At 58.2% G+C, this 14291-nt stretch carries 12 protein-coding genes; 8 read left to right on the top strand and 4 right to left on the bottom strand.

The genetic code is table 11. The features are described from left to right. The first annotated feature begins 260 nt into the window (after positions 1–260). The 3 genes from JNL86_05070 (at position 261) to JNL86_05060 (ending at position 2475) form a co-directional block, all read left to right on the top strand. A complete protein-coding gene (locus tag JNL86_05070) occupies positions 261–755 on the top strand; it encodes a hypothetical protein (protein ID MBL8042272.1) in 495 nt (164 codons plus the stop codon). Between the two features lie 252 nt (positions 756–1007). Beyond that, entirely contained in the window at positions 1008–1865 is an 858-nt protein-coding gene (locus JNL86_05065; GenBank protein MBL8042271.1) for an SUMF1/EgtB/PvdO family nonheme iron enzyme, read from the top strand. A 106-nt stretch (positions 1866–1971) separates the two neighbouring features. Next, positions 1972–2475 carry a hypothetical protein gene (locus tag JNL86_05060; protein ID MBL8042270.1) on the top strand — a complete coding sequence of 168 codons (504 nt, stop codon included), beginning with the start codon at positions 1972–1974 and terminating at the stop codon, positions 2473–2475. A gap of 95 nt (positions 2476–2570) precedes the next feature. Here JNL86_05060 and JNL86_05055 read toward each other — a convergent pair whose 3' ends face one another. The 3 genes from JNL86_05055 to bioF all read right to left on the bottom strand — a co-directional run bounded on the left by JNL86_05055 (position 2571) and on the right by bioF (position 6222). Further along, positions 2571–3734, bottom strand: a complete 1164-nt coding sequence (locus tag JNL86_05055; protein MBL8042269.1) for a PilT/PilU family type 4a pilus ATPase — start codon at positions 3732–3734, stop codon at positions 2571–2573. 51 nt (positions 3735–3785) lie between these two features. Continuing rightward, positions 3786–4838: a type IV pilus twitching motility protein PilT gene (locus tag JNL86_05050; protein ID MBL8042268.1), complete on the bottom strand. Its 1053-nt coding sequence runs from the start codon at positions 4836–4838 to the stop codon at positions 3786–3788. Between the two features lie 184 nt (positions 4839–5022). After that, on the bottom strand, positions 5023–6222 hold the full coding sequence (gene bioF, locus JNL86_05045; protein ID MBL8042267.1) for an 8-amino-7-oxononanoate synthase: 1200 nt from the start codon (positions 6220–6222) through the stop codon (positions 5023–5025). Between the two features lie 53 nt (positions 6223–6275). On the opposite strand from bioF, the gene JNL86_05040 reads away from it, so the two are divergent. Further along, positions 6276–7145, top strand: a complete 870-nt coding sequence (locus tag JNL86_05040; protein ID MBL8042266.1) for a tetratricopeptide repeat protein — start codon at positions 6276–6278, stop codon at positions 7143–7145. Positions 7146–7196: 51 nt separating this feature from the next. Here JNL86_05040 and JNL86_05035 read toward each other — a convergent pair whose 3' ends face one another. Then, a complete protein-coding gene (locus JNL86_05035) occupies positions 7197–8411 on the bottom strand; it encodes a transglycosylase SLT domain-containing protein (protein ID MBL8042265.1) in 1215 nt (404 codons plus the stop codon). Between the two features lie 513 nt (positions 8412–8924). Here JNL86_05035 and JNL86_05030 point away from each other — a divergent pair. From JNL86_05030 to dnaB, 4 genes are read left to right on the top strand one after another with little or no spacing between them, the layout of a single operon-like run. Continuing rightward, positions 8925–10070, top strand: coding sequence for an alanine--glyoxylate aminotransferase family protein (locus tag JNL86_05030; protein ID MBL8042264.1), 1146 nt, complete (start codon positions 8925–8927; stop codon positions 10068–10070). Positions 10071–10105: 35 nt separating this feature from the next. Beyond that, positions 10106–11698, top strand: coding sequence for a phosphoglycerate dehydrogenase (locus JNL86_05025; protein ID MBL8042263.1), 1593 nt, complete (start codon positions 10106–10108; stop codon positions 11696–11698). An 18-nt stretch (positions 11699–11716) separates the two neighbouring features. Continuing rightward, positions 11717–12838 (top strand): ATP phosphoribosyltransferase regulatory subunit, encoded by a 1122-nt coding sequence (hisZ, locus tag JNL86_05020; GenBank protein MBL8042262.1) that lies wholly within the window; start codon positions 11717–11719, stop codon positions 12836–12838. Continuing rightward, on the top strand, positions 12835–14190 hold the full coding sequence (dnaB, locus tag JNL86_05015; protein MBL8042261.1) for a replicative DNA helicase: 1356 nt from the start codon (positions 12835–12837) through the stop codon (positions 14188–14190). Before hisZ ends, dnaB begins: the two co-directional genes overlap by 4 nt. Positions 14191–14291 lie beyond the last annotated feature (101 nt).

Raw genomic sequence — 14291 nt, 5'->3', positions numbered from 1 at the left:
AGGTGGGGCGACCTCCGGTTGCCTCACAGGAGCTCCTTCCCAGCATCGTTGCCTGTCCAGATCCTCGCATTTCCTGCTAATTGCGAATAAAGCCTTGATGTTTCCGCTGTTTCGCTGAGCGTTGCTCCCCCATACCGAAGAGGTACGGCCTCCGTGGAATGGCTGAATCCAGTCTCGATGGTACAGTCAAAACATTCCGTGCGAGCAAGAGATCAGCATCGACGCACACCACCATCGTCGCACTTGTGAGGAGGCTGAAGATGTCGCAACGAACCATGCTGTACGCCGCATTTTGGATCTTGATGGTTGGGGGGATTGAAGGCTGCACGACGATGCAACCCGGCTCGTCGACGACGCTTCCGAGTAGTGCCTTTTTTCAGGCCGACCCCGTGGAGTTGAAGCCTCTTCAGGCGATCGCACATGCCCAGGATGCACGGATGAAGAACTGCCACAAGGGACCTGCTTGTGAGGAAGCGTACTATACCCGTGCGTTGGTGGCGCTGTTCGAAAATCGGGCCGATGCCATTACGGTGTTTCAGGAACTGCGCACAGCCATGCCGAATAGTCGGTATGAGGGCGCCACGACGGGCTGGCTGAACTTGCTCCAGGACACTGCGGTCTCCACTTCTCAGAACAAGGCTTTGATGGTGCAGTTAAAGCACGAGGTGTTACACCATCTGTTGGATCGAGGGGATCTGACGGCGTCGAGAGCCGTTAAGGATCACGAGCGTCGCGTGGCTGAGCTTGCCCGGTAACCCACCGCCACTGTACCCACCCGCTGACCGGCCGGCAGGGCTCCCCTGCCGGCCGGTGTATGTTCAGGGGCATTCACCCCTCATCACTGCGCCGCATTGACGAGACTTGCGATTGGGCGAACCTTGTTGTGCGTCGCTTCAGCGGTGCTTCGCTCGGTTGCTGTGCTGTTGAGTTTGCTGATAGGCGCGGTTACACTTTGGACAAGCTTGGCGTCTGATTGCTCGCGCGCGTCTCTCGGGTGGGAGGTCTGTATGCGTTTATTCGGCATGACCGTCGTGATGTCCATAACCCTGCTTGCCGGTGCCTGGGTGCGTGCTGCAGAGGAATTGCAGCCTGCCGCCGGTGGCCAACAAGGTGTTCCCGATGCTGTTCAAGGCAAAGATGGCGCACCCATGGTGTTGATTCCGGCCGGGGCGTTTACGATGGGAAGCAATGAGGGGCTTCCTGCTGAGCGGCCGGAGCATGTCGTCACCCTTGATGCCTATGCGATCGATCGATACGAAGTGTCACTTCGGCTCTATCGACGGTTTCTTCAGGAGGTGCAGCGTGATGCCCCGCCGACCTGGGACGATGAAGCGGCGGAAACAGTGGGGGATCGCCCGGCGATCGGAGTCAGTTGGGCTGATGCGTCGGCCTACTGCACCTGGGCGGGGAAAAGGCTTCCGACGGAAGCCGAGTGGGAGAAGGGGGCGCGGGGAACGGATGGGCGAAGATATCCTTGGGGGCCTATGCAGCCGTTTGTGGACATTGCGAATTACAATCGCGGCGTGTGGGTGAGCGAAGCCGTCACTCTGGTGAATGTGACTGGCGGGGTCGAGGGGATGAGCGTTCGCCATGGACTCAAGGAGGGGGGACGAAGCCCCTATGGCCTCCACCACATGGCCGGCAACGCCGCGGAATGGGTGGGGGATTGGTACGATCGTGAATATTATGCGAAGAGCCCAGACAAGAACCCCACTGGTCCAGCAAAAGGGGAGAAGAAAGTGATTCGTGGCGGTTCCTGGTCTGATCTCCCAGTGGCACTGCGATCATCAGCTCGAGTTTCGGCGGAGCCGGATTTTCAGGATCGCGCGATTGGGTTTCGTTGCGCAATGGATGCCGCAAAGTAGGGGCGATTCACCGTTTGACCTGAGATGCCTCTCCTCTGCTTGCTCGGGTAAAATGTCTCGTAGTATGGTGGGGGCTACATCCTCGTAAGGCTCGATGTTTGTGTCTATGCTCGGTCCAGCCTCGTCCTCATCGGTTCCGCCTTCGAATCACAAGAACAAGGCCGTTGCTGCGTTAGTGGCGGGATTTGTCCTGCTGGTGGCCTTGGCCGGGCTTCAAAATTCGCCCACGTCATCGCCGGTCCCCGCTACAGTTCCTCAGATTGACCCGACCATGATGCCGTTGGTGACCGGCGAGGAACCGATTCAGGAACTCTTTGTTCGTGCGGGCTGTACGGTCTGTCATCAGATCCCGGGAATTGCCGGTGCAAACGGGAAGGTGGGGCCACCACTCTGGTTGGGCAAGACGGGGCTTAGCCGACTGGCCGATCCGCAATACCGGGGGCAGGCACAGACGGTGCGGGAGTACATCGTGGAGTCGATCGTGTCGCCGGGAACCTATGTGGTTCCGGGTTTTCCTCCGGATACGATGCCGGTATGGTATGGAAGAAAATTGAGTGCGGGAGCGTTGAACAAGATCGCCGTGTACCTTGAACAGGCCACGGGGGAATAGCCGTCAGAGACCTGTTCGTCGTGGTCCCCTGCACGGTGTGTGGCGACGCGGGAAGGCCTCGCGTCTGGGATCCTGTGCTTCTCAGATCGTAAGGCTCAACGCTTCTTGCCTGCCGCCTGGCCCATCTGTCCCTGGATCTGGAACCCTTTTTCCTCACGATCATTCTTGTCTAGGAGTGCCGCGACCGCATCGTCGCCTTTCAATCCTGCCAGCTTGATCTTCAAACGAAGGTTATTTGCACTGTCGGCGTTGATCAGCGCCTGTTCAATACTGATCTTGCCGGCTTTGTAGAGTTGCAGCAGTACATGGTCGAACGTCTGGCAGCCTTCGTCAATGCCCTGCTCCATCGCTTCTTTCAGCGTGTCGATCTCCGACCGCTTGATTAGGTCTTTGATGCGCGGCGTATCGAGCATGATTTCCAGTGCGGGGACTCGACGGCTGTCAAGCGAAGGGATAAGTCGTTGGGAAATGATGGCCCTGAGGTTCAGCGAGAGTTGCAGATAGATTTGCGCATGTCGCTCCACCGGGAAAAAGTTCATGATGCGTTCGATGGATTGGTTGGCATTATTCGAGTGCAAGGTCCCGAGGCAGAGGTGACCTGTTTCCGCGAACGTAATGGCGGCTTCCATGGTTTCCGTATCCCGGATTTCGCCGATGAGGATCACGTCCGGGGCTTGCCGCAGGGTGTTTTTGAGCGCGTTGCCGAACGAATGGGTGTCGAAACCGACTTCACGCTGAGTCACGATCGACTTTTTGTGATGATGGACGAACTCGATCGGGTCTTCCACACTGATGATGTGCCCCGCGTGCACCGTATTCCGGTGATCGATCATGGCGGCCAAGGTCGTCGACTTTCCTGATCCCGTGGCGCCGACGACGAGGACTAGCCCTCGTTTTGTCATGGCGATATCTTTAACGATGGGCGGCAGATCCAACTGCTCGACCGTCATGATTTCCGCCTTGATGTGCCGGAACACCAGCCCGACATTTCCCTTTTGCCGGAAAATATTGACGCGGAAACGCCCCAGGTCCTTGTAGTACAGGGCCAGGTTCATCTCCATCTTCTCCTCGAACTCACCTCGTTGCTGCCCTCGCATGAGGGCGAGCGCCAACGACTCTAATTGCTCGTTGGTGAAGGGCGGCGCATCGGTTCGATGCGTGGAGCCATGGATGCGATAGATGGGGGGCGCATCGACGGTCAGATAGAGGTCGGAGGACTCTTGCTTGACCATGACTTCGAGGAGTGTGCGAACTTCCATGGAATGCCCCTTCTCGTGTCGGCTGAAGCCGGTGACCGGGCAGGCGCCTGGTTAGGCCGCGCCTGCCGTGTTGAACAGATTGGGATTCATACTGCGCGATTGCGCTTCGGCTTTGGTGACGAGGCCTCGCGTGGCCAAATCGATCAAGGCCATGTCCATGGTCTGCATGCCGTCCTTCTGGCTGGCTTGCATGATGCCGGGAATCTGATGGAGTTTGCCTTCGCGAATGAGATTCCGCACGGCCGTGGTGCCCACCATGATTTCCACGGCAGCAACCCGGCCGCCGCTTTTCTTTTTGAGCAAGGTTTGGGTCAACACCGCTTCCAGGGTTTCCGACAGCTGTGCGCGGACCTGCGCCTGCTGGTTGGGTGGGAACGCATCGATGATGCGGTCGATTGTTTTCGGAGCACTGGAGGTGTGGAGGGTCGCAAACACCAGGTGCCCGGTTTCGGCTGCGGTTAAGGCCAACTGAATCGTATCCAGATCCCGCATTTCTCCGACGAGAATGATATCGGGGTCTTCGCGGAGTGCGGCGCGGAGCGCATTGGCGAACGACAAGGTGTGCACGCCTAATTCCCGCTGATTGACGAGACACTTCTTAGATTTGTGCACAAACTCCACCGGGTCTTCGATCGTGAGAATATGGCCCTCAAAGGTATTGTTCAGATAGTCGATCATGCCGGCGAGGGTAGTGGATTTACCGGAGCCGGTTGGGCCGGTGACTAGGATCAGTCCCTTTTCCCGGTCGCAGAGTTGCCGAAGAATCGGCGGCATTCCCAGCTTTTCAAGCGGCAGAATTTCTGTGGGAATGGTCCGGAAGACGGCGCCGAGCCCCCGGCCTTGGACGAACACATTCACCCGGAAGCGGGCAATGTCGCCGAGGTCGAAAGAGAAGTCACACTCCCGATGCTCTTCGAAATTCTTGCGTTGGGCGTCGCTCATCATGTCGTAGATGAGTGCATGGGTTTCATCCTGCGTGAGGGGCGGGTGGTCGAGTTTCTTCAGGTCGCCATGCAGGCGAATCATCGGCGGCTCGCCGGCGCTGATGTGACAGTCCGAGGCTCCCTGCTGGACGCCAAAGGTCAACAGTTTGGAGATATCAATCATCGGGACGCTCCATATGAGTTAGGAAACGGTGTGGATAAACGAGCGTAGGGATGAATCAATACACATGGCTCGTCGAACTGATTCGATCATGCCATAGGGGGGGGGGAAATCAAGAAAATATCCAGAAGAGACGGGGCTGGATCAGGCGTGGTCCGGCCCATCAACACTGCCTGAAATCCGGTTAGAGCAGGTTGATGGCGTGCCCTGCCTGTTCCAAGATCCGCAGCGCGCGATCGATTTGTTCGTCGGTGTGGTCGGCGGTGATCGTGAGGCGAATTCGACTGGTCGCGGGGGGGACTGTGGGAGGACGGATGGCCGGGGCATAGACACCGTGATCGAGAAGAGATTGAGCCATAGTCATGGCGCGATCGGGATCGCCGACGATGATCGGCAGGATCGGGCTTTCCGATGCGGCCAGGTGGAAGCCTAGCCGAGAGAGTCCTTGTGCGAGGCGTGCGCGGTTGCTCCACAGCCTGGCCCGCCGCTCCGGTTCCCGTTGGATGACCTGGAGTGCTGCCGTGGCGGCCGCGGCGCTCCCAGGAGTGGGCGCAGTGGTGTAAGTGAAACTGCGGCAGGAATTGACCAGATAGGCAATGAACGATGCGGAGCCGGTCAGGTAGCCACCCGCACTCCCGAGGGCTTTGCTCAAGGTCCCCATGTGGTACGGGACGCGCGACTCGACGTTGCAATGCTCCAAGGTGCCTCGTCCCGTGGGGCCCAGGATGCCAGTGCCGTGAGCGTCATCGACATAGATCATGGCGTCGTACCGTTCGGCCAACTGCACGATGTCCTTCATCGGTGCGATGTCTCCGTCCATACTGAAGAGTCCGTCTGTGACAATGAGGGTGGATTTGCCTGCCGGGCGACGGGCAAGCAATCGCTCAAGATGATGCATGTCACGATGGTGGTAGACGCGAAACATGGCTCCGCTGAGGCGGCAGCCGTCTAGTAGGCTGGCGTGACATAGACGGTCGGCCAGGATGAGTCCGTCTTTCCCGATCAGCGAGGGGATGACACCGATGTTGGCTAGATAACCGGCTGCGAAGGTGAGTGCCGACTCGGTGCCTTTAAAACGGGCGAGGGCTGTTTCCAGGTCTTGATGCGGAGGCAGGCTTCCGCAGACGAGGCGTGCCGCACCGGATCCAGCTCCGTATTGCCTTGTGGCTGCGACGGCTGCCTCCACAACGGTCGGGTGTGTGGCCAGGCCGAGGTAGTTATTCGATGACAGCAGGATGACTTCCCGTCCGTCAAGCGTTGCCGTCGGTCCCGTCCCCGATTCCATGGTTCGGAGCCGGCGTAGGAGGTGACGGTCCTGAAGTTGCTGCAACTGGTGTTCGAACATCAACTGATGCGCCTCTGGAAGGGGCTGAATATTTGACAAGCCTGAGTGCTCCCTAGTATAAGGCGGTCGGTTCTCAGAAACGACCGCTTCTTGTGCCTAACCGAGACGACCGATTAGCCATGAGTTATCGCATCAGGGTTCCTGCCAAAGACGATCCGCTCGACGAAGCCCATCTTATCAGTGGCGTCGATCGGTTTTTCCACGTGTTGCAGGAGCAGCGGCGTGCGTTACTGGTCGGGCTGGGGGTTGTCCTGGTTGCAGGAGCAGTGGTCGCTGGTGTGGTTTGGTATGACTATCAATCGACCTTGAAGGCCAGGGAACTCGACCAGGAAGCCACGCTTCACTATCTCAATCGGCCTGCCGACGATCCAAAGAAAAGCCAAGAGCAGCTCGCCCAGGCGATCAATCTCTACACGCAGGTCATTGATCAATATCCGCGGAGTCCTGTGGCTCCGATCGCGCTGTTTCATCTCGGGAATGCGCAGGTCCTGGCGAACCAGGTCGATGCCGGCATCGAAACCTACAAGCGATTCATGTTGCTCTACAGTTCCAACACCTCGCTGATGGGGCTCGTCCAGCAGCGATTGGCCTATGCCTTCTTGGCAAAGGGGGATCGAGACCAGGCCGTGAAGGCCTTCACCGGTATTCTTGACATCCCGGGCGCACTGAACAAGGACCATGTCCTGTTCGAGTTGGCGAAGATTGAAGAGTCCCAGTCGAGGCCGGAAGGTGCCATTGCCCATTACCAGGATTTGATGAAGAATTACCCTAACTCGCCCTTCACCAGTGAAGCGGCGGTTCGGGTCAAGGTGTTGGAGGTGAAGAAAGCCCCCGAGAGTCCGGCGGCCGCGACGCCATCAGCCCCTGCCGCCAGCGCGCCTGCTCCTCAGGCTGAAGCACCTGCCAAGGCAAAGGCCGCGTCGGGCAAGTCTGCCAAGCCAGCTCCGAAGAAGAGCCAGTAGCCTTTCCTTCCGCGGCCCCCTATTCAGTCAGCGACGATCAACCTGAGGCGTTCAGTTAGCAATGACCAGGCGGCTCCCTGCCTTGATGGTGGGGCCAGTCAGGTTGTTGTTGGACTTAAGGGTCTTGACGGAGATGTTGAAGCGTTTGGCGATCTTCTCCAGAGAGTCGCCGACGCGGACACGGTACCAATGTCCGGAATCAGGCTCGTTCTTGAAATGTCGGTTTTTGACCTGAACCGGCATCGGCAGCGGCGGGAACTTATGGGTCGGCGCCCGCTCCAATAACTGTTCCACCTTTTCCCTGGTGCCGACCGGCACCTTCAAGTGATATTCGGGATCATCCGGTGGCGTGGCATCACGTCGTAATTCCGGGTTCAGCACCTTTAATTCCTGGTACGAAATCCCCGTGACATTGGCAATCGCCTTGAAGTGAATCGGGCGACGGACGACCACCTCTTCGAATTGATGGGGGCGGACGTCGTTCTGGGGAAACCCGTACCGATCGGGATTCTTGGCGATGATCGTGGCGGCCATGAAGCGCGGGACGTATTCCTTCGTTTCGCGGCGGATGAGACGCGTCTTGGCGATGTCCGAGAAACTCTCGGCCTGGGCCGTATGCAGGGCTCGCATGACCTTGCCTTCTCCGGCATTGTACGCGGCCATGGCCAGCGGCCACGTACCAAAGAGATCGTACAGGTCTCGCAGGTAGCGTGCGGCTGCCACGGTCGACTTCACGGGATCTCGCCGTTCGTCCACATAGCTATCGACGCGCAAACCGTAGACTTTGGCCGTGCCCTTCATGAATTGCCACGGTCCGGCTGCGCGGGCACGGGAATATGCGTGGGGGTTGAACCCGCTTTCGACCAGCGACAAGTAAATCAGATCACTCGGCAATTGGAATTCCGTGAAAATGCTGTCGACCAACGGACGATAGTGGCTGAGGCGGATGAGCCATTGCTCGAACCGGTTTCGGATCGCCACGTTAAAAAAGCGAATGTGGCCCTGCACCGAGGGGTCCAGGACGATCGGCACGTTGTATTCCGGGGTGGTGTCTGATTCCTGTCCTTGTTCGGCAGCCGCTTCCTGGATGACCTCGGCCGGTGGCGTCAGCAAGTCCGCAAATCGAGCAGTGTTGCCGGTCAGCGGTTTTAGTTGCAGCAGGGCTTCGGCTGGCGGGACTTCAGTGGAAGGCTCGCTGGCGACGGCCGTCGACGATTCGGTTGCTTCGACCTCCGCGGCGGTCGCGCGATCCTCTTCGTCCAGCATGTATTCCGGTTCCTGAATGAGGGGCTGGGGGTCGGCTGCGGGAGTCTCAGTAGTTTCCACCGTGGCGGGAGCATCGCCTTGAGGTGTGCCGGGGAACTCTGCGCCCGCGAGAGGTGTCCAGGATAAGGACAGAAGGCAAAAGGAAAGGAGCGGCAACGAGCGAACGCCAGCGGCAAACGGACGTGCATGCATTGGAATACCCACCAGACTGTTCAGGAAATGTGCGGTCTCTGACTCTCGAAGGGTAGCCTATCGAGGAGGTCTTGGGTTGTCAAGAAATTGAAAGAGTTCGAATATGGGTCGCCCCGCCGCTGCGCTGACAGCGTCCTCCCGCTACCATCTCCCGGCCATCAAGAAACATCACAGGTCCGTGCTCCATTGAGGCCGTGAACATGCTGAAAAGATAAGCTTCTTCGTGGTTCGTTACCTTGACACCCAGGGGGGGCTATGGTAGCGTACGCCCCTTCTAAATCCCTGACATTGTTCGTTCCGTACAGCGAGGAGGATCGTCCCATGCTCAAACGGTATTTGCTGGCTCCCGGACCCACCCCCGTTCCTCCGGAGGTGTTGCTGGCCATGGCCAGGCCGATGATTCATCACCGGGCTCCCGAGTTCGATAAATTGTTCGCGGAGGTTCGCGAGGACCTCAAGTGGCTGTTCCAAACCCGGAACGATGTGTTGATTCTCGCGGCGTCCGGCACCGGCGGCATGGAAGGGTCGGTTTCAAATTTCTTGTCCCCTGGTGACAAGGCCCTCACGATCAACGGAGGGAAATTCGGCGAACGGTGGACGAAACTCTGTAAGACGTTCGGCGCTCAGGTGACTGAGTTGAAGGTTGAATGGGGGCGGGCGATCGATCCGCAGGCTGTTGCCGATGCCTTGAAGAAGGATCCGGCCATCAAGGCCGTCTACGTACAGGCAAGCGAAACGTCCACGGCTGTGGCTCACGATGTCAAAGCTCTGGCCGAAATCGTGAAACAGTACGAGGACACCATTCTCGTCGTAGATGCCATCACAGCTCTTGGCGTGCTCGATTTGAAGACGGATGCCTGGGGCCTCGATGTGGTGATCACAGGATCCCAGAAGGCGTTGATGCTGCCTCCGGGATTGGCCTTTGCCAGCGTCAGCGACAAGGCCTGGCGTCTTGCCGATAAGGCCAAGAATGCCGCGTTTTATTTCAATTTTAAACGGGAGCGAGAGAACCAACAAAAGAGCACGACGGCCTACACGCCGGCGGTGTCGCTCATTCTTGGCCTCAAGGAAGTGATGAACATCCTGAAAGCCGAGGGGTTGGAGGCGGTGTTTGCCCGCCATGCCATGTTGGCCACGGCGATGCGCGAAGGTGTCAAAGCCGCCGGACTGTCCATTTTCCCGCAAGAGCGGCCAAGCGATGCGTTAACGGCTATTTCGGCGCCGGAAGGCGTAGATGGCCAGGCGGTCTATAAGAATTTACGGACTCAATACGGGATGACGGCGGCAGGTGGTCAGGATCACCTGAAGGGCAAGATCTTCCGTATTTCACATATGGGCTATATCGACAGCTTCGACGTCATCACGGCGTTGGCGGCCGTGGAGATGGTCATCAAAGGGTTGGGGTATCCCGTGAAATTGGGCAGCGGAGTCGCCAAAGCCCAAGAGATTATTATGGGGAAGTCGTAAGTCACATAGTCACCTTCAGGTAAGGCGCCACGACAATGAAAATCTTGGTCAGCGACAGTCTGTCGAAGCAGGGTGTAGAGGTATTGGAAAAGGCCGGCTTTACGGTAGTGGTGAAAACCAAGTTGCCGAAAGAAGAGCTGTTCAAGGAAATCAAAGACGCAGACGGCTTGATCGTTCGATCGGGGACGAAAGTCACGGCGGAAGTTATCGCCGCTGCTGAGCGTCTGAAGGTTGTTGGACGAGCTGGTTCCGGACTGGACAATGTCGATACGCCTGCCGCAACCCGTCGCGGGATTGTGGTCATGAATACGCCGGGCGGGAATACTGTGACCACCGCCGAGCATACGATGGCCATGATTTTTTCGATGTCGCGCCGCATCCCGCAAGCCACTGCCTCGACCAAGGGCGGCAAGTGGGAAAAAGAAAAGTTCATGGGCGTGGAGTTATATAACAAGGTGTTGGGTATTGTCGGGGTCGGCCAGATCGGCGGTTACCTCACCAAGCTCGCCCAGGGAGTCGGGATGCAGGTGATGGCCTATGACCCGTATCTGGCCCCCGAGCGGGCCGAGAAGATGGGCGTCAGCATCGTTGAACTGGATGAACTCTTCCGCCGGGCTGATGTGATCTCGGTCCATACCCCGCTGACACCGGAAACCAAGTCGCTGATCAATGCACAGGCGATCGCCAAAATGAAAACGGGTGTGATGATTGCCAATTGCGCGCGTGGCGGCATCGTGCACGAGGGCGATCTGTGCGAGGCATTGAAGTCTAAGAAAGTTGCCGCGGCTGCATTCGACGTGTTTGAGGATGAGCCGGTGAAGGCGGACAATCCACTCTTGGCGTTGGACAATTTTATTTGCTCGCCGCATATCGGTGCATCCACGACCGAAGCGCAGGAGAATGTGGCGGTCGGCATTGCCGAGCAAATCGTCGAGTACTTTACCAAAGGGATTGCCCGTGGCGCGGTCAACATCCCGTCAGTGTCTCCCGAACTGTTGCCGCAGCTGCAGCCGTACCTTTCGCTCGGCGAGCGGGTGGGGTTACTGCAGGCGCAACTGCTTGAGGGCGGATTAGAGCGGCTGACCGTCGAGTATAGCGGCGAGGTGGCCGGATTGAATGTCGCCCCGTTGACGATTGCCGTGTTGAAAGGACTTCTCACGCCCATCCTTGAAGATCCGATCAACTACGTGAACGCGCCCGTGGTCGCCAAGGAACGCGGTATCGAAGTCAAAGAAGTGAAGATCAGCGATGCCGGCGATTTCACCAGCGTGATTCGGGTTCGCGTCGAAGGCGGAAAGACGTCCCATCAAGTCGCGGGGACGCTCTATCACCGCAAGGATCCACGCATCATAGAAATCGATCAGTTTAAAGTTGAAGTGGTGCCCGATAACCATCTTCTCCTGATCCTGAACGAAGATCGCCCTGGTGTGATCGGTACGGTCGGTCATATTCTTGGCGATCACAACATCAATATCGCGCGCATGCAGTGTTCGCGGGAAGAGCGGGGCGGCAAGGCCTTGTTGATTTTCGGCCTCGACGCGCCGCTTCCCAAATCCGTTCTGGATCAGATTACCAACAGCAAGCACATCCTTTCCGTGAAGGTCGCCGACCTGTCGAAAGGATTGTAACGTGCCCAGCAGTCGATCATGGGCTCCCGTTCGTTGAAGGCCTCTTCTTCCTCCACCCCGCTGGTGGCTGGCCGGGAACGGTCGCTCATTCCTGTCGGGATGAGCACCATTCTGCCGGCCGCGGCGCGGCGCATTCGTCGTCTTGAGCAGACCTTGCTTGCTGTGCTGGCCCGCGCTGGCTACGACGAAATCATCCTGCCGATGTTCGAGTATTTCGATGTGCTCGCACCGGGACTCGAGCCGGAACTCATCGAAAAATGCTACCAACTAGTCGATCGGACCACGGGCCGCCTGATGTTGTTGCGGCCGGACGCGACTGCGCAGATCGCAAGAACCGTGGCGATGGGCATGATGGGTGCCCAGCTTCCGTTACGGCTGTGTTATCGCACGTCGGTGTTCCGCTATGAGCGTGAGCATGCGGGGCGTGACCGTGAAATTTTCCAGGTCGGAGCTGAACTCATCGGGGTCGACGGGGTAGCTGGTGATGCTGAAGTGTTGACGCTGTTGCTCGAATGCTTATCCCAGGTGGGGCTGTCATCGTTCAAGGTTGCGGTTGGGCATGTCGGCTTTTTTACCGCGTTGCTGGTCCGGTCTGGCCTTTCGCCGGAGGGCCAGAAGCGTGTGGAACTGGCCGCCGCGCGGAAAGACATGCCGCTGCTTGAGGGATTGTTGGCACGCGACCGCGTCCCGAGACCGACCGCGCAGGTGATTCTCGAGGTGTTGGAGTTGTGTGGTGGTTCCGAGGTCTTGGCGCGCGGGCGCAAACTGGTGGGGCGTGACCGTGCACTGCTCGCGCCGCTTGATCGATTGGCTCAGGTCTATGAACGCCTCAATCCATCGAAGCAGTCGTCGGTGCTGATCGACCTGGGGGAGTTCCGTGGATTTGAATACTACGACGGGATTGTGTTCGATGTGTTTGCCCCGGGCATCGGCGCGGAGCTCGGGGGCGGTGGTCGCTACGATCATTTGATGGGGCGGTTCGGTCGTACCGCTGCCTCTACCGGGTTTGCCCTTGATGTGGATCGAGTCTTTCGAGCCATTGATCAGTCTGGTGAATTGGTGCCGCCCGCGAACACTCAATCCAACGCCGGACGTCCGAAGCGAGCGGCTGCGGCTCGACGGCAGAGGCCGCCAGCATGAAATCCCTTTCCGCCGTGGATCTCACTGCTCCAAGATTACCGCCGCAAAACATCGAGGCCGAACAATCGGTGCTCGGCGCGATCCTGTTGGACAACACGGCGATGGCCAAGGCCATGGAAGTGCTGACGGATCAGGAGTTTTACCGGACCGCGCATCGCAAGATCTACCAGGCCATGTTGGAGTTGTCCGATCGTGGCGAAGTCATCGACCAGATCACGCTGACGGAGTGTCTGAAAGGACGTTCGGAACTCGATGTGGTGGGAGGATCGGCGTATCTGGCGGAACTGGTGCAAGTCGTTCCGACGGCTGCGAATATTCGCTACCACAGCAAAATTGTGCGCGATAAGGCGTTGTTGCGGGGGTTGATCGAAACATCGACGGAAGTCATCACCCGAGGCTATGATGGCACTGCTGCTGTCGATGAGCTGCTCGATTTCGCCGAGCGCTCGGTCTTTGGTCTCGCCCAAGGCAAGCTAGACCGCTCGTTTACGCAGGTGAATCAGATCATCAAGGAAAGCCTTGATGTCGTGGATAAGCTCTCTAAGCGGAAGGAGCGCGTCACCGGGGTTCCGACCGGCTACATCGACTTGGATGATCTGACCGCGGGACTGCAACCATCGGATTTGATCATTGTGGCTGGACGACCGAGTATGGGAAAGACCAGCCTGGCGCTCGGGATGGCGCAACATGCGGCGCTCCATGCCGGAACGGTGGTCGGAATCTTCAGCCTCGAAATGTCGAAGCCACAGCTCGTGCTTCGTATGTTGAGCTCAGAGGCTCGCGTCGATTCGCACTCGCTCCGGACCGGCAGACTCCAGAAGGAAGACTGGTGGCGGTTGGCTGAAGCCGCCGGCAAACTCGAACAGGCGCCGATCTTCATCGATGATTCCGGGGCCGTGACAGTGCAGCAGATGCGAGGAAAAGCCAGACGGCTGAAGGCTGAACGGGGCCTGGATTTGCTGATCGTGGACTATCTCCAACTGATGCAGGGCAAAAGCGATTCCGAGTCGCGACAGCAGGAAATTTCGGACATCTCCCGCTCGTTGAAGAGTCTCGCCAAGGAACTCAATGTGCCCGTCATCGCCTTGTCTCAGTTGAGTCGTGCGGTCGAGGCCAGAAAGCCGCCGGTGCCGATGTTGGCCGACTTGCGCGAGTCCGGCGCGATCGAGCAGGACGCCGACGTGGTGATGTTTATTTACCGCGAAGAGGTCTATGAGCCGGCCACGGAGCGGAAAGGTATTGCCGATATTCTGGTCAGTAAACATCGCAACGGTCCGATCGGTAAACGCGAGTTGTTCTTCCACGATCGATTCGCCAAGTTTGAGAACCTCGAGACTCGCGAGGTCGTTTGACGCCTTCTTTTTAGGGCCGGTATAATCCCCCGTCGTGTGTGGTTCGTCGAACCGTTTCCCTGCAACTCGAGCGGATCTATTGTGCAACCATCGTGTGAAGA

Source organism: Nitrospira sp. (assembly GCA_016788885.1).
Classification (GTDB): domain Bacteria; phylum Nitrospirota; class Nitrospiria; order Nitrospirales; family Nitrospiraceae; genus Nitrospira_A.
This window is presented reverse-complemented; position numbering and strand designations above follow the sequence as displayed.

What these genes read in the sequence shown, in the direction of transcription:
- hisZ (MBL8042262.1), top strand. Translation starts at nt 11,717, where the DNA reads ATGGGCTCCCGTTCGTTGAAGGCCTCTTCTTCCTCCACCCCGCTGGTG.
- JNL86_05030 (MBL8042264.1), top strand. Translation starts at nt 8,925, where the DNA reads ATGCTCAAACGGTATTTGCTGGCTCCCGGACCCACCCCCGTTCCTCCG.
- JNL86_05035 (MBL8042265.1), bottom strand. Translation starts at nt 8,411, where the DNA reads ATGCTGGACGAAGAGGATCGCGCGACCGCCGCGGAGGTCGAAGCAACC.
- JNL86_05055 (MBL8042269.1), bottom strand. Translation starts at nt 3,734, where the DNA reads ATGGAAGTTCGCACACTCCTCGAAGTCATGGTCAAGCAAGAGTCCTCC.
- dnaB (MBL8042261.1), top strand. Translation starts at nt 12,835, where the DNA reads ATGAAATCCCTTTCCGCCGTGGATCTCACTGCTCCAAGATTACCGCCG.
- JNL86_05025 (MBL8042263.1), top strand. Translation starts at nt 10,106, where the DNA reads ATGAAAATCTTGGTCAGCGACAGTCTGTCGAAGCAGGGTGTAGAGGTA.
- JNL86_05060 (MBL8042270.1), top strand. Translation starts at nt 1,972, where the DNA reads ATGCTCGGTCCAGCCTCGTCCTCATCGGTTCCGCCTTCGAATCACAAG.
- JNL86_05070 (MBL8042272.1), top strand. Translation starts at nt 261, where the DNA reads ATGTCGCAACGAACCATGCTGTACGCCGCATTTTGGATCTTGATGGTT.
- JNL86_05065 (MBL8042271.1), top strand. Translation starts at nt 1,008, where the DNA reads ATGCGTTTATTCGGCATGACCGTCGTGATGTCCATAACCCTGCTTGCC.